Raw genomic sequence first — 26,510 nt, 5'->3', positions numbered from 1 at the left:
CTGTATCACCGTCAGCAGCATAGGCCATACCTGCACCAGAGAGCAGGGTGACGGATAAAGCTAGTGTTTTGATCGTGTTTTTCATCTTTGTTTTTCCTTTTCTAGTTTTGAAGCACCCCTCGCCCGGCACTTCTTTTTAATCAAGGGAGCGAGCCCGTCGTTACTGACCCATTAATCTCGTTGAGAGCTGGACCAGTAATTTTCTACGACTTCCGGATTGACATCCCATAAGCTGGATGACTTCTCCTCGTCTTTTTCTTTGTCAGCTTTTTCTTGAATCTCTTTTTTGTCATTCACTTTGCTTGTCGAAGATGAACGCTTGTTCTTGCTGATATATTTAATCAGGTCCTGCTTGCTCATTTCAGGCTCCGCTTCAGGATTTTGAATCACCTCAGATTCTTTGTTCTTGGGCGGCTTGGTATCTTTACTGGGTGTGTTGGTGGATTTGTTTTTTTTATTCGATGAATCTGCCTGAGACGAGGTCGATTCTTGAGCCGAACTGTTGGATGCTGTATTTTGTTGTTGCTGGCTTTTCTTGTATTTATGCAGAGCAACAGAACTGCGGGTTAAGTTCAATTGACCAAACTCAGGCGGTATTTCCGCCCGGCAGCTTTGAAATACTGGCGGTGGCACGACCTGGCTGAGCAATTCAAAAGTTGCCAGATTCAGCATTTGCCGCAAGGCAAAATTGGTGGCCTCCCGCTCTCCTTTCCCGATCTGAATATTGAGTAATGTACGTCCGGCAAACCTGCCCGCACCGATCCCGTAATCCTGTGCAGCAATTTGTTTCTGCAGCGAAACATTGCCAACGACCCTACTGCTGCGCGTATCGGTCAGCGATAAGTCCAAACCGACCATAATCCGGGTTTGACTGTAATTCGGGCCGACCCCTGCAATCTGCATGTCAAAACCGCCACCCGGAATAAAATCCAGGCTGTTAATGCTGCCGGTGACATAATAATCAGAGGCCTGAATCTGCTTGGGGTCACGAATCCCCCATTTGGCTTCACTTTCGATAATGCGCGGATCACGCCGGTTCATTAAGCTGACCCCCGCCTGAAACAGGGCAGACTGCACCATATCCCCGGCACCCTGGGTAACCATTTTTCCGCTACCGCCATTGGTCACCACATCTTTGCCGGTCTGGTCCAAAATTGCGCCCACCGAGAAACTGACATCACTCCGTAATTGCCCTTTCAGGCAGGACAGGGCCATGTCAAAAGGAGTAAAAATATCGGTGATGGGTGGACCTTCCACCAGTTTGACAGGCTTCCTGTTGGAAGGTGCCAAGCCGGTACAGCCTGTCAGAAGCTGACCAAAAATGATCGAGATGCCCACAAAAGATATTTTTTTTCTATTTAATGGGAAATTCAGCATACTGACTCTCCCTTTTGGGTGCTTAAGTTAGGACATTTCTGCTGATTCTGATTGGTATTGGAACTGACCGGCGCCTCATTCAGCAGTTCACTGGTAATGTCTACGGTGTTGCCGGAACCATCGATGCTGATATTGTTGGTCGGGGTATTCACCGTCCCGATAGAACTTGTTGAGGTGTTGTGTACTGTGGTTTTTCCTAATCCGGAATAATAATCCGACTCCTTGAGCTCAATCAGGTTTGCTTGGACTAAATTCTCATTAGAACGGCTAATTGATGGTTTCCAGCGCTGACTCCATTCGTCAGAGGTTGCATAAGCCTGGCTCAGAAAACATAAACAAAATAAACCAACATTAATCACTGATATTTTCATAATCTTTAATATCCTTGGATCCAGGATGTTTATTGTTTAACTTATCTAATAAATATTAAATCACATAAAAAAAATAAAATGCCAAACTCATCACCATTCACCTACTTCTCTCCTGCAAAGAAAAAAACATCTATCTGTTTTTATTGTTAATTTTTTTACTTATTATTTATTATTTAATTGTAAGAAATCATTATATAAAAATATTTAAATTTTAAAATTCACATAAACTATTTAATTAAGTTAATATATTTTTTATATTAAAAAGAATGAAAATTTTAATGCAGAAAAATTAAAACTGTCTCAGTGCTTTAGTTTTATGAAGCTGTAAAATTTGACTTTATTAAACCGCCTGTTTAAATCCGGTCCATGTCACAATTTATTAAAAATACAATTAACCGATCACCATTGAGATTTGTTGCAAAGAAATTGGGACCGAACTGTAGAGATTTGGCAGCAGCCGTTTTAAGGCCTAGGAATCTGATGTATCTAAGGAATGAAAGCTGAAGTCGTGGATCTGGGATCAAAAGATTTTACAGCCAGGTCGCCCTTGGTTACGTGCTAAAAATTATCTCGTGTCTAATCTTTAACGCGGGCAACCTCTAAGGGGGGGAATGATACGGTTGCAGGTACTCACGACTGGGTCTCGGACTGAATTTCAAGGATACAACTTAGATGTTTATCTTTAATTAAATAGTTGATATTTTTTATTTAAAGTAGAACTTTATATTTTAATACTACAATTGACATGCTTTCATTCTTGTCAAATCATTAAAATAAAAATCACTTATTTAAATTCTATAATTTATTAATTAATATTTATTTTCTTATAGTAAAATCAGGTAGTAAAATGTTAATAAAAATATAAAAAATTTAATTATTAATTTATTAAATTACAGACCATTATAAATAAAATTTAATACTATTTTTACATTAACAAAAATAGAAACAACTTGTGTGTTCCTTTTTAAATTTACTCCTTCTATCATGCTTAGGTGGTTTATTTAAATCAAAACACTCAGCTAAATAAAAATAGGAAAATATCACTATGGCTATTCAAGATAATGAAAATGATACTTCAAATCGTGGATTTGCAAGTATGGATCCAGATAAGCAACGTGAAATAGCGAGTAAGGGTGGACATGCCGCGCATGAAAGTGGCCATGCTCATGAATTTTCGTCGGAAGAAGCACGGGCAGCAGGTCAAGCTGCTCATAGAAGTGGAAATGCGCATGAATTTACTTCAGAAGAAGCGTAGAGCGGGTGCACGTAGCCATATAAATGATAATAATTCAGATGGTCGCGGTCGTGATGATGATGATCGGGGCCGCTCAGGTGGTCGGGGCCGCAGCCGTGATGATGATGACGATCGCAGTCGTTCAAGTGGTCGAGGTCAGAATAATAACAATGATAGAAAAAGAGATGAATATGGACGGTTTGTCTCAAGATAAGTATTCTTTAGTATATAAATAAATTCTTACTCTTATTTAAATTAAAATTTTCTGAATTGATTATATTGATTTGAATGAGAGTAAGTTTTTTAATGATTAAAATTATTTTTAATTAAAATTCACTTCGCCCACTAAATAAATACAATGATTACCAATAAACCTTATTAACAAAATACCTATTAAATTTAGTTTAATTTAAAAGTCATTTACTCAAAGTGAAAATTTCGATCTTATACTTTAAAATGTCTTGATAGAAGAAAAATTGATATTTTATTTTTAATATTATGAATTAAATATTGAAGTATATATGTTTACAACTAAAATAAACTTCTATGACTTTCAATCGGCTAGAATCAAGTTGGTATGAAATGTTCCTGACATAGTGCATTAGAAAATACATACTGTCATGGTAAATTGTAACGACCTCTTATCTTTCTAAAGTCATCCAGTGGCTTTATTTTAAGATAACTCAAGGATAAATAGTTGATGGAAAAATCTATGCAATGTCCTAAATGTGGATCTCCGGAAATTGAAAAACGAGATCATGAGAAAAACATCAAGACCATAAGCGGAATCCTGCTTACTTCTGCAGGCGCAACAGCCGGAACAGTTGGAGGGGCTGCAACTGGTGCATCAACTGGAGCAGCCATTGGCGCAATTGCCGGCCCCTTAGGTGTGATTTTTGGTGGAACGGTCGGGACTTTCGTGGGTGCAATTGCAGTAGGAGTTACCGGAGGTGTTTTAGGTAATATCTTTGGCAAAAAGGCCGGTGTAATTATCGATAAAAATGTGTTCTTGGATTACAAATGCCTAAAGTGCAATCATCGTTTTAAAGAAAAAGTATAACGACTCAACTTTTAAATTTTTAACTTCATTAAAAAGACCACTCTACAATGAATGGTCTTTTTTCTGCATGTATAGAACTTCAAAATTTTGCCTCGATGAGCCAACTATTTTCACATACTCCGCATCAATCTCATTAAATATCATGAATTTGCATGTAATTTATTAACCACATCACCGAGGCGTTTGCCCTGCTCTTCACACAAGACTTTTTCATCTTGGCTTAGGCTTAAATCATGACGCGGACCACTGACATGGCTTGCACCATACGGCGTACCACCCGATTTAGTATTGGATAAGGCCGGATTGGCATTCGGTAACCCCATAATCATCATGCCATGGTGGAACAAGGGTGGAAGCATAGTGAGCAAGGTACTTTCCTGACCACCGTGCATGGAACCTGATGAAGTAAAGACACAAGCTGGTTTCTGATGTAAAGCGCCATTCAGCCAGAGACTTGTGGTCTGATCCCAAAAATATTTCATCTCAGATGCCATATTGCCAAAACGGGTTGGAGAGCCTAAAGCCAAACCTGAACAGTTTGCCAAATCATCCAGAGTACAATAAATATCCCCTTCGGCAGGAATACTTGGTTCGGCTTCTTTGACCACTGTCGATAAATTGGGAACAGTGCGGATTTTTACAGCCATACCTGTAGATTCAATCCCGTTAGCAATTAAATAGGCCATTTCTTTCGTTGAACCATATTTGCTGTAATATAAAACAAGGACATAAGGCTGCATAATTTTTATTAACAAAGCTAAAAAAGAAAACTATACGGTATTTTTCCCATTTTTTGGTTAAGCTTGATGATGAAAATTCATAAAGATGATTAAAAAAATTGAGACTTTATAGCTATGTTAGAAAAGTATTTAAAAAAACTCCCTTTTTATGACAAGACTTGGTTTCAGTTTGTTTTATTTGTCATAAGACGTTTTGAAGCCGATCATTGCCGTGAACAGGCCGGTTCATTGACCTATACCACGCTATTTGCAGTAGTGCCCATGCTGACTGTGTTCCTGGTCATCATTTCTTCCATTAAAGCACTGGAGCCGGCAAGGCAACAATTACAACAACTGATTTATAGTAATTTCTTACCCAGAACCACGATTGCCTTTGATAAAGCCTTTAATGCCTTTACCGATAAATCCAGCAATCTGACCATCATCGGAATTTTATTTCTATTTATCACCACAGTGATGATGCTGACCAGTATCGAGACGGCATTTAACCGGATTTGGCGTGTCCGTGAAACGCGTGGCGGTATTATTGGATTCATGCGTTATTGGACCATTATCTCCCTCGGTCCAATTGTATTGGGCAGTGCCTTCGTTATTTCATCTGCTGTGGCCTCTTTAAATGTGCTGAGCAATAATTTTGCTGGTTATGAATTAGATGGTGAGTTTATTTTTTGGGGTATTTCTTTTGCCCTGACCATTCTGGGCTTTTTTATTTTAAATTGGACCATTCCCAACCGTAGTGTTCCCGTCAAGGCAGCTTTGATTGCAGGTACATTCAGTGCGGTGGTTTTTGAATTATTAAAAAATCTGTTTGGCATAATCATGACCAATTTCACCAGTTATGAAATTGTCTATGGGGCTTTTGCCGCCGTGCCAATTTTCCTGTTATGGATTTTCTTGTCCTGGAACATTGTCTTATTGGGGGTTGAAATCAGTTATGCACTAACCGCTTTTTATTCAGGCAAAGAACGGAAGCGCCATCCTGTGATTATGCTGCTGGATTTACTGGAGCTGTTTTATAAAAAACAGCTAAAAGGCGAAACTGTCTCTGATGAAGAAGCTTTGGGTATTTTGGGACGTGAAGAAATTGGACGCTGGCCTTCTTATGTGCTGATGCTCGAGCAACAAAACCTGGTCAAACGTACTGACAATGACGAGTTTGTTTTAGCGCGCAATCTGGATCAAGTTGATTTCTGGAGTTTCTATACTCAGTTACCCTATCCACTGCCACGCCGTCAGGATATGGGCAACCTTCACACTGACGATGAATGGATGCAGAAACTTGGACCCGCATTGATTGAAACAGATGACTACCTGTCAGCAAAACTGGCAATTCCCTTATCCAAAATTCTGGAACAGAAATAAAACTCTATTTCTCTCATTTCGCCAATTATTCAAAAATTTGACCTAAGATAGAAATATTTACCCTTCCTCCTTAAAAGAGGAAGGGATATTAATAAAACTTAAATTTCAGACGATGAGAAAAATCTAAAAAATATTTTGCAGCCTTATATATAAAAAAGGGACGGCTAAAGCAGCCCCTTTCTATTCAGTCAAAGTTTAAGCCTGAACAAAGGTTTTCCAGACAAAATCCTGGGTTTGGCCTTGTAACGTCATGGTCAATTGATCCCTTGCTTTTAATGCCGCCACACCTGCTGGCGTACCGGTCATCACCACATCACCCGGTTCTAAAGTAAAGACTTGGCTAATGTCAGCAAGTAAAGTCGCAATATCAAAAATCAGTAACGCAGTATCGCCGCTTTGACGCAGCTCGTCATTAACATGCAAAGTGTAATGGACATCTTTCCAGTCTTTCACTTCTGAAAGCTCGACCCAGTCCGCCAACACACACGAACCATCATAGGCTTTGGCACGTTCCCAAGGCTGACCTTTCTTTTTCAAGTCATCTTGTAAATCTCGCAGGGTCAAGTCCAGACCTAAAGTCACCGCGCCCACCGCTTCTAAAGCTTTGGCTGGGTCAGTTTCTGCTTTTAAAGTACGGTCGATCCGCAAGCTGAGTTCACATTCATAGTGGCAATTGCCCCACGCCGGATTCCATGAAATGCCTTGCTCTAAACTTGCCAGACTGCTGGGCGGCTTGATAAATAAAACCGGACGATCAGGAATGGCATTTCCCAATTCTTTGGCATGGTCTGCATAGCTACGACCGACACAGACAATTTTAGATGGACGTGTACTCATGATCTTCCCTTTTTATTTCACTTTTAAATATTTTAAGGCTTACTTTTTGAATGTATTTTCAAATACGATTTGATCCGCAGCATGCTCAAAAGCACGTTTCGGTACAATAATGACCGTACGATTTTTCAGTTCAATCATGTAGGTTAATTTACCTACAGCAAAGTTTTGCACTTCGTTATAGTTAAAAACTTGCTTACGGCCATTGGCATAAATTTCTGCATAATCCTGAAATAATTCAATACCCTGTTCACTTTTGCCAAACTGGTATTTTACAAATTGACGTTTAAACATCATCGGTAAAAACCAGTAACGCATAATCAATTGCAAGATTAAAAAGAAAGCACCCAGCGCAACATAATAGCGACCCACCCCATTAAAGCCGAGGTAAAAACCCCAGACAATAATCCCGACACTCACCAGAGGCGTAATAAAACGGGTTAATTGCTTTTTACCAAAAGTCGCAAGGGCAAAACCATCTTGTGATTCTTCCAGGTTTAAGGAATAACGTAGCGCTAGCGCCGGCTTGGTCTCTGACATAATTGATCATCAAATTATTACAACAATTGCGCTAGATATTACACCAGATTCGAGCTTTTCCTTATTGTTTTTGCCGGCCTAAATTACATAAGTTTGCTTCACAATTGCGAGGAAATTGATTAAAACATCAGCACACCTTCATAAAAAGCATAAACAGGATGTAATATGCAAAACAATAACCACAGATGCAGCCTGTTGATTCTATGCTGCCTGATTGCGATGCCAGTTTCGGCAAAAATCATTCCTTGGAAAGAACAAATTCCCAGCAGCTTAAGTGCATTTCAAGGCAAGGCTCAGCCACTGGCAGACTTAACTGCAAACCGTATTTTGATTTATGCCCATCCTGCACAATCCATTAGCTTACCGACCTTCAAAAATCCGCAAAATACGACAGGCAAGTTTTATACCGGTGCGGTGGTTGTACCCACCAACAGCCAAAATGTGGCCAGACTTTTAAGTAACTACAGCGGCTACAATGGACTATTTCCGGTATTGAAATCTGCAAAGCTCCTGGAGCAACAAGGTAGCATTACCCAGATGAAATATCAGGTGCATATTCCCACTCCTATTCCCATCTTAAACTTTAAAGAAAATGTAGTCATGCAGCATCATTTAACTGCCAATAGCATTTCCACCCTTGTGCTGGATGCGCCCATTCCTTATGGCGCGGGCAAAATTGAATGGTTTGACCTAGGCGCTAATAAAACTTTAATTACCATTACCCAATGGGGCGATTTAAATCAGCCCAAAGGCTTTTTATTCAGTACCATTTTGAATGCCATTCCAGAGGCCAAACTCGGCATTCCCTCGGGCACCAATGCTTTTTTACTCGAAGCCTTGCAACAGCATTTTAAAACGCCTACCTATCAAACATTAAAAGCCGGAGAGTTACCTGAAACCCATTTGAACTCGAGCCAAGTTCAAAAAATTGCAGCGCTGAGTCAACAATCCCAAGAACCGGTTTCCTTTATCTTGCCCTCCAATAAAGTGCCTTATCAGCATGGTCTGGAAAGCTTGCGTTTTAGTAGTAGTTATCAATATTTTGCCAAAAGTCCGCAACAGTTACAGCATTGGCTTAGTGCTCCTGCCTATCAGGAACTTTTTCCACGCCAAATTAAAGACATCGACATTAAAAAAATTGATCTCAATACCTTTGATGCTGATTATAAAATTTCAGTCGGCTTGGGCGTGATTAATATTCCATTCGATTTTAAACTGCGTTTTGATTACCCCAACAGCTTAGAAAATGAATTTCAGGCTGTCGGCGGTGATTTAAAATTTGTCAAAGGTGGAATGCAGCTAATTCCTCAAGGCAACGGTACGCTTTTAAATGTCACCAGCGCCATGAAAATTCACGACAAAGCGCCATTCCTGCTTCGGGCAATACGCAGTATGCCTTATCACGACATGTTGCCTGCCTTGGGTGGCAATACCGTATTGGCATTAAAGATTAAGCAGAAGATGAAATAATGCTTTAATATTTTTAATTATTTTAATTCTATAAAAAAGTTCAAGCACAAAAAAACCGCAATTAAGCGGTTTCTTCCATTTTTACATCTGTCGATGTGATCAAGCTGGTGCGCCCAGAGAGATTCGAACTCCCGACCCCTTAGTTCGTAGCCAAGTGCTCTATCCAGCTGAGCTATGAGCGCGACGTCTTGATGTGCTGCATTATACGCGTTTTTAACTCTCTGTTAAGTGCTTTTTAACAAATCCATAATCAAGTGGACAGTTATTGGACGAAAATTGATTTTTCATCTATTTTTTAAACGAAAAAGTTAATTTAGTCCTGCCACACTATATCTACAGTCTGTAAGTAATCCTGCTGATCAAAAGAATTACGTGATTCATATTAGCCCAACGTGCCCGTTTTACTTTTCCTGCCCCGATTTTAATAAGTGAACACACTCCCACTTGAGGTGACTCCTTTCATTCAAAAGCCGTGGCAGTTGATCCCTGAAAAATAAACGTTTATCTGCACCCAATATAATAGGAAAAGTCATCATACAAAGTTTCTCCACCAGATCATGTTTAAAAACGTCTGTGCCCTATGAGCACTGTCATAAACTTTACGATCTCCCTCTCCTGAGGTTTTGAGCTTTTTTAATTCCTCTACCCGAGCACTTGATTTTATTTATTCTGCAACCTGCAGCTTATTTTTATCAATCAATTTATTTATATGCTATAAATTTCAGACGCAAAAAAACCGCAACATGTGCGGTTTCTTCCAATTTTACATCTGTCGATGTGTTCAAGTTGGTGCGCTCAGAGAGATTCGAACTCCCGACCCCTTAGTTCGTAGCCAAGTGCTCTATCCAGCTGAGCTATGAGCGCGTACTTGAGTTGTCTTTCGACATCGTTACTATAAAAAACTACCACATTTAACTTGATTGGTGCGCTCAGAGAGATTCGAACTCCCGACCCCTTAGTTCGTAGCCAAGTGCTCTATCCAGCTGAGCTATGAGCGCATTTCAAGTTATTCGTGGCGGTGAGAGAGGGATTCGAACCCTCGGTGGGCTTTAAGACCCACGCTCCCTTAGCAGGGGAGTACCTTCAGCCACTCGGCCACCTCACCGTAACGAGCCGCCATAATACAAACTAAACTCTACTTCTTCAAGTCACATTTCAAAAAATTCCGATATTTTTAATCAATCATCTATTTTTTAAACGATTTCCGGCTTTATTGCGCCCCTTTCCCCGCTTTTTCGACCGTTGCTCGTGTGAAATGTACCACTTCCCTGTAAAATCAGAATTGAAAACACAATATTGCAATCATTTTCGTGCAGTATCATGCTGCATGACTTATGCTAATCCTATCTTCTGACATGAAGCCAAAGACATTATGAAAAATTGGGTCGATCCTGAAGCCAAGGCTGAAGCCGAACGTTATGACAATCCTATTCCAAGCCGTATTCTCATTTCAGAAACGATTGAAAAATTACAAGCACCACAATCTCATGCAGATTTAGTGGAACACTTTAATCTTGCAGATGAAAGAAGCATAGAAGCACTCAGCCATCGTTTAAGTGCCATGGTACGCGATGGTCAGTTGATGAAGGATGGATTTAAGTTCGTGCTCGCAACCAGCCAGCCGATTCATGAAGCAACCGTATACATCAACTCTAAAGGTTTAGGTACGGCAAACATTTCCGGTCATGATGATATTTTATTGCCTGAACGTGAACTGCGTTTGGTCTTTAATGGTGACCGCGTTAAAGTTCGTCAGACTTCTGTGGACCGCAAGGGTAAACCTTGGGGTTTTATTACTGAAGTTGTACAGCATCGTGTAAAACAGATTATTGGCAAAGTTGCGGTTTATGACGGCGAATACTTTATTCAGCCCGCAAACCCAAATGCACATCAGCCGATTACCTTAGAAAAAGAACTGATTGAGCATGCTCAAGTCAAAGTCGGTGATTCTGTTCGTGTTGCCATTGATGACTACCCGACCCGTGAAGAGTTACCTACAGGTCACATCGTACAATCGATGGCGGACAAGGCCGACACTGAAATCATTATTCCGCAAACTATTTTAGAGTTTGGTTTACCGTATGAGTTTCCGGAAGAAGTGGTTCGTGAAGCAGAAAGCTTTAAGGAACCCAACGAACAGGATCTCCAGGGTCGTATCGATTTGCGTGATTTAGCCTTAGTAACCATTGATGGTGAAGATGCGCGCGACTTTGACGATGCCGTATATGCAGAGAAACGTCCAGGTGGTGGTTACCGCGTGGTGGTAGCGATTGCGGACGTCAGTCATTATGTGCGTAATGATCATCCGCTGGATGAGGAAGCAAAAGAACGTGGTACCTCGGTGTATTTCCCGCACTATGTTTTGCCGATGTTGCCTGAAGCACTTTCCAATGGTCTGTGCTCGCTCAATCCACACGTAGACCGTCTATGTATGGTGTGTGATTTGACCTTGTCTCGCGCGGGTAAAGTCACTGGCTTCCAGTTCTATCCATCGGTCATGCATTCAAAAGCACGTCTAACCTATACTCAGGTTGCGAAATATTTTGATGGTGACAGCGATGCGATTCCCGATGACCGCAATGTGCACAAGTCATTGAATACCCTGTTCCAGCTTTATCAGATTCTCAAAGGTTTACGTTCACAGCGCCATGCGATGGAATTCGAAACCGTCGAAACCTATATGACGTTTGATGAGTTGGGCGGAATTAATGAAATTTTGCCACGTTCACGTAATGAAGCGCATAAGCTGATTGAAGAATGTATGTTGCTGGCCAACGTTGCAGCAGCAGAATATGCATTAGAAAACGACATTCCAATGTTGTACCGTGTGCATGAGCCCCCTGAATTTTCACGTATCCAGAAAGTTCGTGAGTATGTGAAATTACTCGGCTTGCCATTCCCTGAACAGCCGACACAAAAAGATTACCAAGCGGTGATTGATGCGACCAAAGACCGTATTGACGCGCCAAGTATTCATGCCGTGTTGTTACGCTCAATGATGCAGGCCTATTACGGCGCAAACAACGCCGGGCATTTTGGTTTGGCGTATGATGCCTATACACACTTCACCTCACCCATTCGTCGTTACCCTGACTTGTTGTTGCACCGTGCCATCAAAGCCCATTTGAAACAGAAGCCTTTTGCACTTTCAGGTGCCGCTTTAGATGATGCGGGCGAACATTTCTCTCAAACTGAACGCCGTGCAGATGAAGCATCCCGTTCAGTGACCACCTGGTTGAAATGTCACTATATGCAGCAGCATTTAGGTGAAGAATTCGTGGGCATCATCAGTGCAGTCGCTGAATTTGGTTTATTCGTCACCCTTAAAGACCTCTATGTCGATGGCATGATTCACGTCAGCCAACTGGGTGATGACTTCTTTGTTTATGATCAAGCCAGCCAAAGTCTGGTCGGTCAAAGCCGGGGTCAGACCTTTAGTCTGGGCGATGAAGTCAAAATTAAAGTGGCAGGTGTGAATCTGGAAGATCGCAAGATTGACTTTGAACTGTTGCAGCAAATGACCCATGCAGGTCGTGTGATTCGTAGCCGAGCACCGCGTGTTGCCAAAACGACAGTGCAAGAAGAGGTGTATAAGCCTCGTGCTAAAGCTGTCGTCAGTGAAGATGGTGAACAGCCGATTCGCAAGAAAAAGCCAAAAACCAAGTCAGATGCTTTTGCTAAAAAGTCAGATAAAAAGCCTGCGGCTAAATCAGACCTAAAAGCCAAAGAGAAAGACAAAGTGAAGAAAAAGTCTAAGCTTAAAAAGAAAAAGGCCAATGCAAAACCTAAAATAGATTAATTTTAAAAATTAAGCCCTACTTCGGTAGGGCCTTTTTATTGATCAGTGATATTCATAGCTATTTACCGACTTAAAATAAACCTAGACCTTGATTTCCTTATACCTAAGCCCTACATCTATTATTAAGTTTATAAATGATATGGCGTATAGAAATGACTTTAGAAAAGGCGACTTTGCCTGTTCCACAATTTGATCAAATTCAACTTGCAGATTTAAAACAACAGATTGAACAAGCCATTCAACAAGGACAAAACTTTCTAAATGATTTAACCGAAGTTCCTGCAGGTGTTCAGGCACAACAGGCCGTATTGGATCAAGTCGATACCCTCGAAAATAATATGAGCGAATCTTGGGGAGTGCTGTCACACCTGAATGCAGTGATGAACAATGCAGAAACCCGCGAGCTCTATCAATCCCTTCTTCCGGCTTTAAGCGAATACTATACCCAACTGGGTCAGCACACGGTGTTATATCAAACTTATCAACAGGTGCATGATGCATCCGTGTTTAATACTCTACCTGCAGCACACCAGAGTGCGATTAAACTGGCACTGCGTGACTTTAAACTTTCTGGGGTCGCTTTAGAAGGCGAAGCCAAAACACGTTATGCAGAAATTTCTGCACGCTTATCTCAGCTTTCATCTGACTTCTCAAATCATGTGCTTGATGCGACCCAAGCTTATTTTAAGCCACTCACTGAAAAGCAACTTAAAGGCTTACCGCAAAGCAGCGTCGAGCTATTAAAGCAGTATGGTCAGCAACGCGAACTTGAACAGGCAGTGGCCACTTTAGATATTCCGTCTTATCTTGCCATTATGACTTATGCAGATGACCGTGGCTTACGTGAAGAGCTATATAAAGCCTACACCACCCGTGCATCGGACCAGTCTGAACATACAGAGTTTGACAATACTAAAGTCATCGAAGAAATCTTAAGCTTGCGTCATGAAATGGCACAGCTGCTAGGTTTTAAAAACTATGCTGAGCTTTCACTGGCCAGTAAAATGGCACCTGACGTTGAAACTGTCGATAAATTTCTGGTCGACTTGGCCGAACATGCACGTGCACCTGCAACTAAAGAAATTGCCGAACTCAAGGCCATCGCATCTGAAGATGGTATTCAAGATTTACAGGCTTGGGATACGGGTTACTATGCTGAAAAGCTTAAAGTTCAGAAATTCAATTTATCCCAGGAATCATTAAAACCCTATTTCCCGGCACCAAAAATTCTTCAAGGCCTGTTCAGTATTGTGAATCGTCTTTACGGCATCAATATTGTGGAACGTGAAGCACCTGTTTGGCATCCCGATGTACGCTATTTTGAACTGGAAGATCAAGGCACGGTGGTAGGCGGTTTTTACTTTGACCTGTACGCTCGCAGTGGCAAACGCGGTGGTGCATGGATGAGTGGCTTCCGTTCACGCATGCAAACCAAAGAAGGTTTACAAAAACCGATCTGCTACATGGTGTGTAACTTCACTCCTGCGGTCGGTGATCAACCTGCCCTGCTTACTCATGATGAAGTGAATACTTTATTCCATGAATTTGGTCATGGCTTGCATCACATGCTGACAGAAGTTGACCATATTGCTGTAGCAGGAACCCACGGTGTAGACTGGGATGCGGTCGAGCTTCCAAGCCAGTTTATGGAATTCTGGACTTGGGATACCGAAAGTCTGGATCTGCTCAGTGAACATATCGAGACTAAACAGCCCCTTCCTCAAGATTTGCTCAAAGCGTTACTGGATGCCCGTTTCTTCCAGTCGGGTATGCAAACCTTGCGTCAGATCGAATTTGCCTTGTTTGACTTGTCGATTCACAAGCACAGTTCAGCTTTAAATGCAGAACAAGTCCAAGCCACTTTAGATGATATTCGTCAAAAATATGCGGTCGCACCAACGCCAAGTTATAACCGTTTCCAGCATAGTTTTAGCCATATTTTTGCCGGTGGCTATGCAGCAGGTTATTACTCGTATAAATGGGCAGAAGTTTTGGCCAGTGATGCTTTCGATCGTTTCGAAAAAGAAGGCGTGTTTAATGTTCAGACCGGAAAAGAATTTCGTGAATTTATTCTAGCAGTTGGCGGAAAAGACACAGCACTTGATGCGTTTATCAATTTCCGTGGACGCGAGCCTAAAATAGATGCTTTATTACGTCATCAAGGTTGGACGAACCCCTCTAAAAACGCTTAAACTAGGCATCTTAGATTGATCAGAAGGTAAGTATGATGGCTATTAAACGTCGTTTCATTGCAGGTGCAAAATGTCCTAAATGTGAAGCGCTAGATAGAGTGGTCATGCTTAGCTCCGGTGAAGATGAATGGATTGAATGTGTCGAGTGCGGTTATACAGAAAACCGCCCGACACATATTGATGAACCACAAATGCCGGAAGTGCCGGATGAGATTGGCGTCATTCAATTCAAACCTCGTCAGCCAAAATAAAAAACAGGTTCAACACATGACGTTAGATCAAAGAAATAGTCCAAAAATTTTATTGGGCATTACGGGGGGAATGGTTTCAATCATTGTGCTTTTTTTGGCATATCAATGGTTTTTTGCAACCTCAAACGAAATACTTCCTGAACATGAAGCAGCAAGCTTAAATACGCCGGCAAAGCCTGTAGTTTCTGCTGAAGCAAAACTAGCTGAACCCGAAGTTGCGACAGATGAAAAAACCATTCAATTGGTCGATGAACAAATTCTGAAGGCAGCTGTTCCAGAGAATCAATCCTTAGCCAAAGAAGAAGTGGTCAAACTGAAAGATATTCAAATGCAATTGAAGGATCAGGAAGCCATGTTGAAAGCACAACATGCAGATGCCGACGATTTAGTTGCCCTCAAAGAAGAGCAGATTAAATTACTTGAAGCCCAATTGGCTCAAAAACAATAATTTTAGAATGAGAGATTCAGCTAAAATATCAGCAAATATTCTAGCTGATTTTTTTCATGCCTATAGCTACAAACAATTGCAACTTATTTAAAGCGCTTGCTTTACTCACCTGCTCTGCTTTTCTGTTTTCCCTGATGGGCGTATGCATTCGTTATGCATCGCATACAGTCGACAATCCCACCATTGTCTTTTTCCGAAATTTTGTTGGCTTATTCATTTTCTTACCCTTCATTCTTAAACAAGGGACAGGATTTTTTAAAACTGAAAAAATCTGGATGCATACTTGGCGTGCAGTTATTGGACTGATTGCAATGTATGGCTTCTTCTATGCCATTGCACATTTAAAGCTTTCCAATGCCATGGTTTTCACCTACTCTTCCCCAATTTTTATTCCGCTGATTGCCTGGCTATTCCTCAAAGAAAAAATTACTAATTCCATGTTTCTTGCTGCAGCGATTGGTTTAATCGGCGTGATATTTGTCGCCAAGCCGGATGCAGGCATGTTTAATCAAATGTCGGTGATTGGGTTGGGTGCAAGCTTTTTGGCTGCCATGGCATTTGTCACCGTTCGAGCACTGACCAGTACCGAGTCGCCTGAAAAAATCGTGTTCTATTTCTGCTTGATCGGCACACTTATTTCCATGATTCCGATGTTTTGGCTATGGCGACCCTACTCATGGACTGAACTGGGTTTCCTGATTTGTGCCGGCTTATTGGCGAATATCAGTCAAATTTTCATGTCGAATGCCTATAAACTTGCACCTGCAGGACAGATTGGGCCGGTGAATTATATAGCGATTATATTTGCCGGCATTTGGGGTTTCATGTTTTGGCGAGAAACCCCTGATCAATATAGTTTGATGGGCTTTGTACTGATTCTTACAGCGATTGTGCTATGTAGCCCTTTAGTACAAAAACGCTCGGTACAATAAGCAAAAACAACCTGCCATCAAAAAAGCACCCGAAGGTGCTTTTTCCTTATTGGTTAAAAATTATTGATACCAGCCGAACAGCTTAAACACATAAGGAATATAAGCGATGATCAACATGGCAGGTAGCATCACGATCACTGGTAAAATCCAGCGTTCATAACGATAGTAGAAGGATAGATGACGAACTTCTGCATCAGCTTCGGCTACCTCGGCATCTCCGATAGACTGCCGGGCCAGAAGATGGTTTAGCGCTACAGGCGGTGTGACATAACCAAGCTCAAAACCAATCAGGGTAATCATCCAGAAATGTACCGGATGAATGCCGTATTGATAGGCCACTGGAGCCACCGTAGCAGAAATCAGAATGACTGCGCCAAATGGGTCCATAATCATGCCCACGAAGACCATCAGCCCGACAATCAAAGTAATCACCAGAATAGTGCTGCTGATATCCGTCGGGAAAGCCTCCATGACTTGCATACGCTCCAGTAAACCACCCACGCTGACAGAAAGTGCCATCAAGATCACCAGGGCACCAATATGCCCCACCGTTTCACTGGTAGAAATATGCAGCGATTTCCAGAATCCGACATTCCGTAAACTTTCTCCATAAGTAGAATGCTTTACTCCATGGTCTACTGACAATTCTTTGCTCTGCTGATCACGATGCTCTGCTTCACGGTATTCGGCATTCGTGACAGTACCGACAGTCGCCAGTTCAGGCATCGCTCTCGAATTGAGTTGGGCAGTCAGGGTTTCATCCCAATGTCCCACCGGTGGTAAAGGTGCAGGCTCATGGCGTAACTTGTCAAAAAGCACAACCAGCAACAGAATGACCGGCATCATCACAGGTGCAGTAAATTCATTCAAATCGGTCGACAATGCATATTTGTAGAACAACCAGATCAGAATAAAAATCACCACATAAGGAACAATGGCAACCAAAGCACGGGCAGATTGAGGCGCCGCCACACCAGGTGCCGCAATACGGAATTTAGTCTCGGCCAGGAACAGCGAAATGACCAGAAATAACGTTGAAGTGATTAGAAATACATACACACCATACTGATACAGCAAGTCGGTCGTGACTTCCTTATTCAGAGAAGCAACCACGACAATCAATAGACATGGACGCAACACCACACCCAGAGAACCGGACATTGCTGTTGCTGCCAATGCAAACTGACGGCGCCCACCCGCATTCCAGACTTCTTTATAGATAATCGCACCTGCTGCGATCACGAAAATCCCCGATGCTCCGGTATAGGCGGTTGGCAATGCAGCTGCCACCAAGATCAACCAGGTCAAGGTTTCAGGTGCCAGATTCCATGGACGCAGGATATTCAGGAACATATCCACGACACGGGTCTGTTTCAGCAACATACCGGCCCAGATAAACAATGCCAGGTTCAGGAAAATGCTCGAAAATTCTACCAACTGACCGAGGTAAATCCCTTGGCCCATAGGGTAATCCATCAAGAAGGTAAAATTAATCCCGGTAATGATGGCCATATAACCATAGAGCGGCACACTCAGAAAGGCCATTCCAAAGCTACCACCCTCCTGTGTCGGCTCGGGCTGTCTGAATATTTGATACAGGCTGATCAAGGTCAGCGTACTGAACAGAATCATCCACAGCCAGTAAATATACTTCATGTCTCCGATCGGGACGCCAGAATTCAGCATCGACATATATTGGCTATAAGACGAGAATGCCAGAAAAGCATTACCAATCAGCATTGCTATCGAATAGACCTTAAAGTCGATACGTGTTGCAGGACTACGCAAACCGATATGATGGGTTTTCAGCGTTGCACTGATCGCTGCGAATACCACCATGATGACCAGTAACAGGGCACGGTTTTCAGTACCAAACTTGAATATACCAAAGAAAGACGTTTCAAATGTACGATATGCGCGAATACTCGGATGAGCCTGAGTATGGGCAACCGCTTTATCATAAAACTGATAAGACTCTTCACAAACCTGTTGCGCTTGTAATATCGCGGAACGAACATCAGCTTCTGAGCGTACGCCGAAAAAATCAGCATACTCATCGGCTGCATCGGCCTTCATCTGTTGTTGGACTTTATTATCGACATTGATATTGCGTTCACATGTGGGTGAACTCGGCTCAGCACGTAGAAATGAATATTGCATCCCGGTAGCCGGATCGCCATACAGACGTTCACCCATACGTAACAGCTGCCCATGAATCATTTCACCGGTACCAATAACCAAAGTCAGCAAAAGTAAAACGAGAACGACAAAAGTCGAGATCCACTCTGTCCATATATAACGTAACAGACCTAATCCTGATCTGTTATTTTCATCATTTTGCATGTGCATTCCTATTTTTTATTTTGGTCATTGCAACGGGTTCAGCAATACCAATTTTCCTTTTTTCGAATAGAAAATATCCTTTCTCTATTCAATATCTTTATTGTTATAAACAAATCTGCATCAATTCTGTATTAATGATAATGACAATATGTATTTTCTTTTAGGTTTTAAATGTCAATCTCATTCATCTTCAAAAAAATAATCCCATAAAATATAAATCATTGCGATAATGACCCCACCAATGACTCCTAATAAATGGGCCTCAACCAATACCGGACTGCCAATCAGTTCAGCCGTTCCTACACTGCCAATGGTATTTTCCCAAATCAATTTAGCCAGAATAATAAACAAGACAAATGCTGCAAAATTACGTTCTTTCTTATAGAGCAAGTGTACACAGGCAATCGCGACATAAGCGCCGTGCAAGACTCCTGATAATCCTGCATAGGCTTCAATATCAGGAAAAAAATAGTAAAAACAAAGGCTAATAAATAAGGAAAGCAAAACAAGCAAAGCAACAAAATGCCAGACTTTAACCCGGGGAAAAATGAAAGGCAAACAGGCAAAAGCCAGCATGTTCAGTACATAATGAATCCATCCGACATGTACCCAATGCCCGGTCCAGATACGCCAAAACTCTTTAAATAAGCCTGCTTGCCAATAAATAAAGGTGTCTGCAAAAACTTGAAGGCATGCCGAAAATGACACCACTATTGCAATAAAAACAATTTTCCGTGTGAGAAATTGGTCTTTCATTGACATGCCCTCTACTTAGAAAATGACTTATCAAAGATTAAAATCATCCAATTAGACCAATTAAAATCCTTTTTTAACTAAGCTCAACTTAGGATTGCGCAGTAACCTCTTCATTAAATAAATCATCTAGTTCTGCAGTATCCTCTTTATCATCCCAGAAACGCTGCATACCCTCATCGCTCGTACGGATACCGGTATGTTCCGTCCAATAGCGGTCTGAAATGCTCTGCACCATATTTTCTGCCATGCTATCAACCAGCTTAAATTGGGGATTCACAGGTTTTTCTTCTGACCGTGAAGCAGCAAATGTTTTTAGTGCGTCACGAATTTTGCCATCATCACCACTGGCTTGCGCAGCCACGGCATACAAGGCATGTGACAGGCGCACCCCTTTTTGTTCGCCCAATTGCACTGATTCTTTTAGAGTTTGGTAAGGATCAGGTTTGCCATCTCCAGCACCCGGCAATAGCGTCCAAATCACAGCACGTGCTGCATTTGGTGCACCCCAGAATTTGGCATTGTCTAAACAGGTCATGCCACGTTCAACCACTGCCGCAATATCTTTTGGCACATTGATTGCGCCGCCAGAATTAATGTCATTGGTCATGGCTTGCAAACCACTAATCATCCCCATCAAATAAACGGTTTGATCCAGATCACTCTTCATTTTCGGGCAGCCTTCGCCCAGTTTCTTGTTATATTTTGCTTCCCAACGATTTTCCAAAAGCTGATAACCTGTATATTGACGCTGTGCAGCAATCGCCGACCATCGTTTTTGTTTTATACGGGCATCTTGGGCTTCTGAAACTTGCCCCGCTTTAGAAGCACGCAAATAACGCAACTCTGATTCGAGTGCCTGATTTTCCGCACAAATTCCCGATGAAGCATATAAAAGAACTGCAATACGGGTTGGATCTGCGCCCATATCCTTGGTTGACATAATGGCTGGAGTTAATGCATTCCCGGAATTACACGCCATATCAGCATCATCCATTGCCAAAATAGGCGGTACAATATGTTTCTCACTAAAACCCAGTGCAACATTTGCCCCCGTTTTAACTACTTGGGAACACCCTGATAATAAAGAACTTGCAACTGCAATAACTGCCATACCCTGGCATATTTTTTGGACTCTTGACATTTTCCTGTCCTCTATAATTGTGTTTATGTCCATAGCAACTAAACATATCAGATGCGAAATCCGAATAAAAGAGTATTTACTCTAATCAGATCAGCTACTTTGCCATGAAATGAGGTTTAGAAAATTGACTGGATAGAATGAAGTTATATTTTTTGGGCAAAAAAAAGTAGCATTGCGACGGTTCGGCACATGCTACTTATTAAGGGGTAAAAGCCTAACGGCTTTCATGTTGTGCAAATTGATCCTTCAGCACGGTTCCTAGTCGTCCAATAACAATTGCCAAAACAGTTGCTACTACCAGAAACATCCAAGTTGGAATCACCATCATGATTTCCTCATTTGCTGTTGGTGAATTTAATGTACATTTAGCGTAAACAATTAAGGGGGCACATTGTCTGACAATTGAAATATTTCATCATTTTATACTTAAGTTGTCTTACAAAGATGAGTTAAAAATACCTATACTATTGATTATTAAAATTTTATTAACATTACAAAAGCTAAAATTGTCTAACAATTAGATTAATTTCGCCAATTTTTTTAATGCTTTCCATTGTTGTAGTGGCAGTTGATCGATCCAAATCAGTAACGGTTTTTCCTGAAAATGCTGGAAATAAACCACAATATAAAGTTTATGATCAATAATATGACTGATAGAAACACGTTTGATGGACGAGGATTTTGTACTTGAAAGTGACCATTCTCGGGCATCCAGATGCTCAAAACACATCGGTTGAGGTACTTTCAAACCATAAACATAGGCAATCACGCCCAACAGAACTACAATCAACCACAGCCATGGCGACAAGAGTTGCTGCAAAAGCACAATCAGCAGGGTAAAAATGCTCAACTGAAACACGAAGGCCAAACGGCTGCGTTTCAGTTGAAAAGATCGATTAGCCATGGATGTAATGTTTCAATTTAACAATCAGATCTTTCATTTCTGGACGTGGCGGTTCAGACACTTCCATAAACCAATCCAGTAAATCTGGATCTTCTTGTGCCACTAACTCTGCAAACACTTCTTTTTCTGCAGCCTCAGCATTTAAATAATAATTTTTTACGTAGGGATCAAAGTACACATCAATTTCTTTTAAACCACGACGGGCACGATAAATTACTTTGCGTTCTTCCAAGCTCATCTCTTCACTCACTGCATTCCCCAACAATGTCAAATTTTTGCTAGTTTACCCTATCAGTACCGCAAGTTTCGAGCCATTTCCTGCAATTGACCAAATTCATCATTTACTTGCTATATTTGAGCATTCAGCACATTGCCGCATGTTGATAGATCTTTTACTTTCTAACCATCATGACTCTAAAAATGGACAGAATAAAAATGCAATCAGCTGCAATCCGACCAATCGCCAATATGTTAGCGCGTAATCTATTCACAGCAGAGCATGAGGCATTCCGAGAAACCGTACGCAAGTTTTATGAAAAAGAAGTGGTTCCTCATATAGAAAAATATGAGAAACAACAGCATGTCGACCGTGATTTATGGAACAAAGCCGGTGCAATGGGACTGCTCTGCGCTACCATGCCAGAAGAATATGGTGGTTCAGGCGTTGACCGTCTTTACAGCATGATTTTGATTGAGGAACAGGCTTATGCCATGGATTCCTCCACAGGCTTTTCCCTGCACTCGGATATTGTTGCTAACTACTTAAATAATTTTGGCAATGAAAGCCAGAAATTAAAATGGTTACCTAAAATGGCAACTGGTGAAGTCGTTACAGCCATTGCCATGACTGAACCCGGCACAGGATCAGACCTGCAAGCAGTACGGACAACTGCTGTGTTGGAAGGTGATGACTATGTCATTAATGGCTCAAAAATCTTTATTACCAATGGCTATTTATGCGATATGGTCATTGTGGTCTGCAAAACGGGCAGGGAAGATAAAGGTTCTGCCAATTTATCCTTACTCATTGTTGAAGCGGATCAAGCAGGTTTTAGCAAAGGCAAACCTTTAAATAAAATTGGTATGAAGGGCCAAGATACCTGTGAATTGTTCTTCGATAATGTCCGCGTACCCAAAGAAAATTTGCTGGGCATGCAAGGCATGGGCTTTATGATGCTGATGAAAGAGTTGGCCTGGGAACGCATGTTGGTTGCCATTATCTGCCAAGCGGGCGCAGAAGCCGCTTTCGCTCATACTGTGCAATATACCAAACAGCGCCAAGCATTTGGCAAACCGATCAGCGCTTTTCAAAACACCCGTTTTAAGCTTGCTGAATTACGTACCGAAATTGATTTCTGCCGTGCCTATTTAGACCGCTGCATGGAATTACAGCTTGAAGGAAAACTTGGCATTGATGCTGCGGCGGCTGCGAAATACAAAATCTCAGAGATGTTCTCTGAAGTAGTCGATGAATGTCTTCAATTGCATGGTGGTTATGGTTACATGATGGAATACCCGATTGCACGGGCTTATATCGATAACCGGGCAAATCGGATTTATGCAGGTACCAATGAGATTATGAAAGAGTTAATTTCCCGTTCCCTCTAAATAAATTAAAAAATTAAAAAAGGAGTCTCTAAGACTCCTTTTTTATATAACGTTTTTAATTAAGAAACTAATTTAGGCTTGGATGAAACTTGTGTATTACGCTTCTGAAATTTCAGTACACTATCCTCAAATCTGGCATTTTTTAATGTTTTACGATCAGCCAGATAATTATTGGTCACATTCCAAGGCGCATGTTTACCTTGTTTCGGCATGACATCCGCTGCACGGGCGATATAACCTGAAGATAAGCTACCCATCACAGTATCTTCCATCAATTCGGTCTGATCACCCTGAGCAATCACCTGGTCATAGCCGTTCTTGTCCATATAATTAATCAGACGACAAATATAATCAGCCGCAATATCAACTTTAAGTGTCCAGGACGCGTTGATATAACCAATGATCATGGCCATATTTGGTACATCACTGACCATAATCCCCTGATACAACATATGTTTAGAAGTATCCATAGGTTTTCCGTCAATGGTCGCTTTAATACCACCTAGAATTTGAATCTGCAAACCTGTTGCCGAAACAATAATATCAGCATCCAAATGCTGACCTGATTTCAGCTGAATACCCGTTTCAGTAAACTTCTCAATTTGATCTGTTTCTACACTCGCCTTGCCTGAGCGTAAAATCTTGAATAAGTCCCCATCAGGTACCACACATAGACGTTGATCCCATGGATTATAAGAAGGTGTAAAGTGCTTCATATCCACTTTACCCTTGAGCTGCATCTCAATGGATTTGAGTAACAGTTTACGCAGTAATTTCGGCTGTTTTTGCGCAAGTGCATAAATTCCACGTTGCATCCCGATATTCCGTGCACGCGTCAGCTTGTAAGCAAGGGCTTCAGGCAAGACCTTACGCATTTTGTCATATACAAAATCAATCGATGGAACAGAAGCGATATAAGTTGGAGAACGCTGCAGCATGGTAACGTGCGCTGCTCCCCCTTTCGCCAAGGCTGGAACCAGTGTAATGGCGGTTGCACCACTACCAATAATCACCACTTTTTTGTCCGCATAATCTAAATGATCCGGCCAAAATTGTGGATGAATCAATTGTCCTTTAAATGCCTGCTGATTTGGAAAATCCGGTTGGAAACCTTGGTCATAGTTATAATAACCCGTACAGCCTAGTACAAAATTAGCAATCCAGGTCTGTTGTTTCTGATTTGCATCTTCAATTTGTACCACCCACTTACTGATTGAAGAATCATAATTGGCAGCTAGCACACGATGCTTAAAATGAATTTTGTTTTTTAATTGGTATTCATCCACGACTTCAGACAAATAACCTTTAATGGATGCCCCATCTGCGAGGACATTGGCTTTTTGCCACGGCTTAAAGTTAAAGCCAAAGGTCGACATATCAGAGTCCGAACGAATTCCGGGATATTTAAATAAATCCCATGTTCCACCGAAACTTTCACGACGTTCAATAATATCAAATTGACGTTGTGGACAATTTTTTGAAAGATGTGCAGCAAGACCAATACCTGAAATACCTGCGCCCACAATCAAAATATCAATGTGCTTTTCCATATTCTTTTTATAACCTTGTTGAACTTTATTTTATTAAACCATAATTCTGACAATACACAATGTCAAGTTTCAATAAATCTGACAAAAAATATATCAGTTCAGACCAAAATCTAAAATTATCCAACTATGAAAAATAATCAGGCATAAAAAAAGACCGGTGAAACACCGGTCTTTTTCGAACAACTGAAGTTCTTTTGCGAAATTATTTAACTTCGCGATCTACTAGCTCAACATAAGCCATCGGTGCAGCATCACCTGCACGGAAGCCCGCTTTAAGAACACGTAGATAGCCGCCGTTACGTTCTTTGTAACGAGGGCCAAGAACTGTAAATAATTTACCTACAGTTGCAGCTGAACGAGTACGAGCAAACGCCAAACGACGGTTTGCTACAGAATCGACTTTAGCTAAAGTGATTAAAGGCTCAGCAACACGACGTAATTCTTTTGCTTTAGGAACAGTAGTTTTAATTAACTCATGTTCGAACAAAGAATTAGCCATGTTTTGGAACATCGCTTTACGATGACTGCTTGTACGGCCTAATTTCACACCACTATTACGATGACGCATGGTGATAGTCCTACTTAATTAACGGCTACGATAAGCAAAGCGATCGTCCATGCGGAGGCTAGCCGGTGGCCAGTTCTCTAAACGCATGCCCAATTGCAAGCCTTTCGACGCCAGAACATCTTTGATTTCAGTTAACGATTTTTTACCTAAGTTAGGAGTTTTTAACAACTCAACTTCAGTACGTTGAACCAAGTCACCGATGTAGTAAATATTTTCTGCTTTCAAACAGTTAGCAGAACGAACAGTAAGCTCTAGATCATCTACTGGACGAAGCAAGATTGGATCCACTTCTTCGCGAGGCTCTTGAGCAACAGGAGCTTGATCTTTCTGAAGATCAACAAAAATTGCAATTTGTTGTTGCAAGATTGTTGCCGCTTTGCGGATCGCTTCTTCTGGATCAACTGTACCATTGGTTTCAAGATCAATGATCAATTTATCAAGGTCAGTACGTTGTTCTACACGAGCATTTTCAACTGTGTAAGACACGCGTTTGATCGGGCTATAAGAAGCATCTAACTGTAAACGACCCACTGGGCGAGTTTCGCCTTCTGGGAAACGTGAGTCAGAAGTCTCGTAGCCACGGCCTTGAGAAACTTTCAGGCGCATTTTTAATGAGCCTGAAGCACTTAACGTGCCGATCAAATGCTCAGGGTTTACCACTTCAACATTATGAGGTAAACGAAGATCAGCGGCTGTTACGTCGCCAGGACCTTGTTTTTCTAATGTCAAATATGCTTCGTTTTGATCGAACAGCTTAATCGACAATCCTTTTAGGTTCAGCAAGAGCTCGACGATGTCCTGCTGCAAGCCTTCCAAGGTACTGTACTCGTGCTCAACCCCTTCTATTTCAACTTCAACCACAGCAGCGCCAGGTAAAGAAGAAAGAAGGATACGACGTAAAGCATTACCCAAAGTATGACCAAAGCCACGCTCTAAGGGTTCTAGAATCACTTTTGCCGAGGTCCCGCTAGCCGCTTCGACCTTGATCGCTTGCGGAGTTAGAAACTCATTTGCAGTACGCGTCATTATT

The 26,510-nt window shown here is 41.5% G+C and carries 22 protein-coding genes, 4 tRNA genes and 1 pseudogene; 10 read left to right on the top strand and 17 right to left on the bottom strand.

Annotated features, from left to right (window positions below):
• Positions 1-171: 171 nt before the first annotated feature.
• Both ACKI4H_RS07670 and ACKI4H_RS07665 read right to left on the bottom strand, forming a co-directional pair.
• The gene (locus ACKI4H_RS07670) at positions 172-1,377 is read right to left on the bottom strand and encodes a CsgG/HfaB family protein (RefSeq protein WP_407304861.1); all 1,206 of its coding nucleotides are present in this window, start codon (positions 1,375-1,377) and stop codon (positions 172-174) included.
• Positions 1,371-1,748 carry a hypothetical protein gene (locus tag ACKI4H_RS07665; protein ID WP_407304859.1) on the bottom strand — a complete coding sequence of 126 codons (378 nt, stop codon included), beginning with the start codon at positions 1,746-1,748 and terminating at the stop codon, positions 1,371-1,373. The genes ACKI4H_RS07670 and ACKI4H_RS07665 overlap by 7 nt, the downstream gene beginning before the upstream one ends.
• 1,045 nt (positions 1,749-2,793) lie before the next feature.
• On the opposite strand from ACKI4H_RS07665, the pseudogene ACKI4H_RS07660 reads away from it, so the two are divergent.
• Positions 2,794-3,181: pseudogene (locus ACKI4H_RS07660) on the top strand (KGG domain-containing protein); the annotation flags it as partial.
• Between the two features lie 501 nt (positions 3,182-3,682).
• Positions 3,683-4,042, top strand: a complete 360-nt coding sequence (locus ACKI4H_RS07655) for a hypothetical protein (protein ID WP_407304858.1) — start codon at positions 3,683-3,685, stop codon at positions 4,040-4,042.
• Between the two features lie 140 nt (positions 4,043-4,182).
• Here ACKI4H_RS07655 and wrbA read toward each other — a convergent pair whose 3' ends face one another.
• Positions 4,183-4,782: an NAD(P)H:quinone oxidoreductase gene (gene wrbA, locus ACKI4H_RS07650; RefSeq protein ID WP_407304857.1), complete on the bottom strand. Its 600-nt coding sequence runs from the start codon at positions 4,780-4,782 to the stop codon at positions 4,183-4,185.
• A 114-nt stretch (positions 4,783-4,896) separates the two neighbouring features.
• Here wrbA and ACKI4H_RS07645 point away from each other — a divergent pair, with 114 nt between their 5' ends.
• Positions 4,897-6,144 (top strand): YhjD/YihY/BrkB family envelope integrity protein, encoded by a 1,248-nt coding sequence (locus tag ACKI4H_RS07645; RefSeq protein ID WP_407304856.1) that lies wholly within the window; start codon positions 4,897-4,899, stop codon positions 6,142-6,144.
• Positions 6,145-6,339: 195 nt separating this feature from the next.
• Here ACKI4H_RS07645 and ACKI4H_RS07640 read toward each other — a convergent pair whose 3' ends face one another.
• Positions 6,340-6,981: a fumarylacetoacetate hydrolase family protein gene (locus tag ACKI4H_RS07640; protein WP_407304855.1), complete on the bottom strand. Its 642-nt coding sequence runs from the start codon at positions 6,979-6,981 to the stop codon at positions 6,340-6,342.
• Between the two features lie 39 nt (positions 6,982-7,020).
• The gene (locus tag ACKI4H_RS07635) at positions 7,021-7,518 is read right to left on the bottom strand and encodes a hypothetical protein (protein WP_407304854.1); all 498 of its coding nucleotides are present in this window, start codon (positions 7,516-7,518) and stop codon (positions 7,021-7,023) included.
• Positions 7,519-7,683: 165 nt separating this feature from the next.
• On the opposite strand from ACKI4H_RS07635, the gene ACKI4H_RS07630 reads away from it, so the two are divergent.
• On the top strand, positions 7,684-8,988 hold the full coding sequence (locus tag ACKI4H_RS07630) for an SRPBCC family protein (protein ID WP_407304853.1): 1,305 nt from the start codon (positions 7,684-7,686) through the stop codon (positions 8,986-8,988).
• Between the two features lie 105 nt (positions 8,989-9,093).
• Here the strand turns inward: ACKI4H_RS07630 and ACKI4H_RS07625 are convergent.
• The 4 genes from ACKI4H_RS07625 to ACKI4H_RS07610 all read right to left on the bottom strand — a co-directional run bounded on the left by ACKI4H_RS07625 (position 9,094) and on the right by ACKI4H_RS07610 (position 10,093).
• Positions 9,094-9,170: transfer RNA gene (locus ACKI4H_RS07625), tRNA-Arg, on the bottom strand.
• A 605-nt stretch (positions 9,171-9,775) separates the two neighbouring features.
• Positions 9,776-9,852, bottom strand: a tRNA-Arg gene (locus ACKI4H_RS07620).
• 57 nt (positions 9,853-9,909) lie between these two features.
• Positions 9,910-9,986, bottom strand: a tRNA-Arg gene (locus ACKI4H_RS07615).
• Positions 9,987-10,001: 15 nt separating this feature from the next.
• A tRNA-Ser gene (locus tag ACKI4H_RS07610) sits at positions 10,002-10,093 on the bottom strand.
• 267 nt (positions 10,094-10,360) lie between these two features.
• Here ACKI4H_RS07610 and rnr point away from each other — a divergent pair.
• The 5 genes from rnr to ACKI4H_RS07585 all read left to right on the top strand — a co-directional run bounded on the left by rnr (position 10,361) and on the right by ACKI4H_RS07585 (position 16,610).
• Positions 10,361-12,787, top strand: coding sequence for a ribonuclease R (gene rnr, locus ACKI4H_RS07605; RefSeq protein WP_407304852.1), 2,427 nt, complete (start codon positions 10,361-10,363; stop codon positions 12,785-12,787).
• A gap of 137 nt (positions 12,788-12,924) precedes the next feature.
• Positions 12,925-14,979 (top strand): M3 family metallopeptidase, encoded by a 2,055-nt coding sequence (locus ACKI4H_RS07600; protein WP_407304868.1) that lies wholly within the window; start codon positions 12,925-12,927, stop codon positions 14,977-14,979.
• Between the two features lie 41 nt (positions 14,980-15,020).
• Positions 15,021-15,230: a YheV family putative zinc ribbon protein gene (locus ACKI4H_RS07595; RefSeq protein ID WP_407304867.1), complete on the top strand. Its 210-nt coding sequence runs from the start codon at positions 15,021-15,023 to the stop codon at positions 15,228-15,230.
• 16 nt (positions 15,231-15,246) lie between these two features.
• Complete coding sequence (locus ACKI4H_RS07590) at positions 15,247-15,678, top strand: hypothetical protein (RefSeq protein ID WP_407304851.1); 432 nt, start codon at positions 15,247-15,249, stop codon at positions 15,676-15,678.
• A gap of 56 nt (positions 15,679-15,734) precedes the next feature.
• The gene (locus ACKI4H_RS07585; RefSeq protein WP_407304849.1) at positions 15,735-16,610 is read left to right on the top strand and encodes a DMT family transporter; all 876 of its coding nucleotides are present in this window, start codon (positions 15,735-15,737) and stop codon (positions 16,608-16,610) included.
• Between the two features lie 60 nt (positions 16,611-16,670).
• On the opposite strand, the gene ACKI4H_RS07580 is transcribed toward ACKI4H_RS07585, so the two are convergent.
• From ACKI4H_RS07580 to ACKI4H_RS07560, 5 genes are all read right to left on the bottom strand, one after another.
• Positions 16,671-18,953, bottom strand: a complete 2,283-nt coding sequence (locus tag ACKI4H_RS07580) for a TRAP transporter large permease subunit (RefSeq protein WP_407304847.1) — start codon at positions 18,951-18,953, stop codon at positions 16,671-16,673.
• 180 nt (positions 18,954-19,133) lie between these two features.
• A complete protein-coding gene (gene rrtA, locus ACKI4H_RS07575; RefSeq protein WP_407304846.1) occupies positions 19,134-19,709 on the bottom strand; it encodes a rhombosortase in 576 nt (191 codons plus the stop codon).
• Between the two features lie 88 nt (positions 19,710-19,797).
• A complete protein-coding gene (locus tag ACKI4H_RS07570) occupies positions 19,798-20,850 on the bottom strand; it encodes a hypothetical protein (protein WP_407304845.1) in 1,053 nt (350 codons plus the stop codon).
• 517 nt (positions 20,851-21,367) lie between these two features.
• On the bottom strand, positions 21,368-21,754 hold the full coding sequence (locus ACKI4H_RS07565; RefSeq protein WP_407304844.1) for a hypothetical protein: 387 nt from the start codon (positions 21,752-21,754) through the stop codon (positions 21,368-21,370).
• Positions 21,747-22,004 carry a succinate dehydrogenase assembly factor 2 gene (locus tag ACKI4H_RS07560; protein ID WP_407304842.1) on the bottom strand — a complete coding sequence of 86 codons (258 nt, stop codon included), beginning with the start codon at positions 22,002-22,004 and terminating at the stop codon, positions 21,747-21,749. The genes ACKI4H_RS07565 and ACKI4H_RS07560 overlap by 8 nt, the downstream gene beginning before the upstream one ends.
• A gap of 185 nt (positions 22,005-22,189) precedes the next feature.
• Here ACKI4H_RS07560 and ACKI4H_RS07555 point away from each other — a divergent pair, with 185 nt between their 5' ends.
• A complete protein-coding gene (locus tag ACKI4H_RS07555; RefSeq protein WP_407304841.1) occupies positions 22,190-23,362 on the top strand; it encodes an acyl-CoA dehydrogenase family protein in 1,173 nt (390 codons plus the stop codon).
• 59 nt (positions 23,363-23,421) lie between these two features.
• On the opposite strand, the gene ACKI4H_RS07550 is transcribed toward ACKI4H_RS07555, so the two are convergent.
• From ACKI4H_RS07550 to ACKI4H_RS07540, 3 genes are all read right to left on the bottom strand, one after another.
• On the bottom strand, positions 23,422-24,912 hold the full coding sequence (locus ACKI4H_RS07550; RefSeq protein ID WP_407304840.1) for a flavin-containing monooxygenase: 1,491 nt from the start codon (positions 24,910-24,912) through the stop codon (positions 23,422-23,424).
• A 202-nt stretch (positions 24,913-25,114) separates the two neighbouring features.
• Positions 25,115-25,480 (bottom strand): 50S ribosomal protein L17, encoded by a 366-nt coding sequence (gene rplQ / locus ACKI4H_RS07545; protein ID WP_067726622.1) that lies wholly within the window; start codon positions 25,478-25,480, stop codon positions 25,115-25,117.
• Between the two features lie 18 nt (positions 25,481-25,498).
• Positions 25,499-26,506: a DNA-directed RNA polymerase subunit alpha gene (locus tag ACKI4H_RS07540; RefSeq protein WP_004650465.1), complete on the bottom strand. Its 1,008-nt coding sequence runs from the start codon at positions 26,504-26,506 to the stop codon at positions 25,499-25,501.
• Between the last annotated feature and the right edge of the window lie 4 nt (positions 26,507-26,510).

This window comes from Acinetobacter sp. (genome assembly GCF_045628685.1).
Classification (GTDB): domain Bacteria; phylum Pseudomonadota; class Gammaproteobacteria; order Pseudomonadales; family Moraxellaceae; genus Acinetobacter.
Note: the sequence above shows the minus strand (reverse complement) of the source record. Positions and strands in the feature narration are given on the sequence as shown.

Coding starts and splice junctions, on each gene's coding strand:
- ACKI4H_RS07670 (WP_407304861.1), bottom strand. CDS start 1,377: ATGCTGAATTTCCCATTAAATAGAAAAAAAATATCTTTTGTGGGCATC.
- ACKI4H_RS07665 (WP_407304859.1), bottom strand. CDS start 1,748: ATGAAAATATCAGTGATTAATGTTGGTTTATTTTGTTTATGTTTTCTG.
- ACKI4H_RS07655 (WP_407304858.1), top strand. CDS start 3,683: ATGGAAAAATCTATGCAATGTCCTAAATGTGGATCTCCGGAAATTGAA.
- wrbA (WP_407304857.1), bottom strand. CDS start 4,782: ATGCAGCCTTATGTCCTTGTTTTATATTACAGCAAATATGGTTCAACG.
- ACKI4H_RS07645 (WP_407304856.1), top strand. CDS start 4,897: ATGTTAGAAAAGTATTTAAAAAAACTCCCTTTTTATGACAAGACTTGG.
- ACKI4H_RS07640 (WP_407304855.1), bottom strand. CDS start 6,981: ATGAGTACACGTCCATCTAAAATTGTCTGTGTCGGTCGTAGCTATGCA.
- ACKI4H_RS07635 (WP_407304854.1), bottom strand. CDS start 7,518: ATGTCAGAGACCAAGCCGGCGCTAGCGCTACGTTATTCCTTAAACCTG.
- ACKI4H_RS07630 (WP_407304853.1), top strand. CDS start 7,684: ATGCAAAACAATAACCACAGATGCAGCCTGTTGATTCTATGCTGCCTG.
- rnr (WP_407304852.1), top strand. CDS start 10,361: ATGAAAAATTGGGTCGATCCTGAAGCCAAGGCTGAAGCCGAACGTTAT.
- ACKI4H_RS07590 (WP_407304851.1), top strand. CDS start 15,247: ATGACGTTAGATCAAAGAAATAGTCCAAAAATTTTATTGGGCATTACG.
- ACKI4H_RS07585 (WP_407304849.1), top strand. CDS start 15,735: ATGCCTATAGCTACAAACAATTGCAACTTATTTAAAGCGCTTGCTTTA.
- ACKI4H_RS07580 (WP_407304847.1), bottom strand. CDS start 18,953: ATGCAAAATGATGAAAATAACAGATCAGGATTAGGTCTGTTACGTTAT.
- rrtA (WP_407304846.1), bottom strand. CDS start 19,709: ATGAAAGACCAATTTCTCACACGGAAAATTGTTTTTATTGCAATAGTG.
- ACKI4H_RS07570 (WP_407304845.1), bottom strand. CDS start 20,850: ATGTCAAGAGTCCAAAAAATATGCCAGGGTATGGCAGTTATTGCAGTT.
- ACKI4H_RS07565 (WP_407304844.1), bottom strand. CDS start 21,754: ATGGCTAATCGATCTTTTCAACTGAAACGCAGCCGTTTGGCCTTCGTG.
- ACKI4H_RS07555 (WP_407304841.1), top strand. CDS start 22,190: ATGCAATCAGCTGCAATCCGACCAATCGCCAATATGTTAGCGCGTAAT.
- ACKI4H_RS07550 (WP_407304840.1), bottom strand. CDS start 24,912: ATGGAAAAGCACATTGATATTTTGATTGTGGGCGCAGGTATTTCAGGT.
- rplQ (WP_067726622.1), bottom strand. CDS start 25,480: ATGCGTCATCGTAATAGTGGTGTGAAATTAGGCCGTACAAGCAGTCAT.
- ACKI4H_RS07540 (WP_004650465.1), bottom strand. CDS start 26,506: ATGACGCGTACTGCAAATGAGTTTCTAACTCCGCAAGCGATCAAGGTC.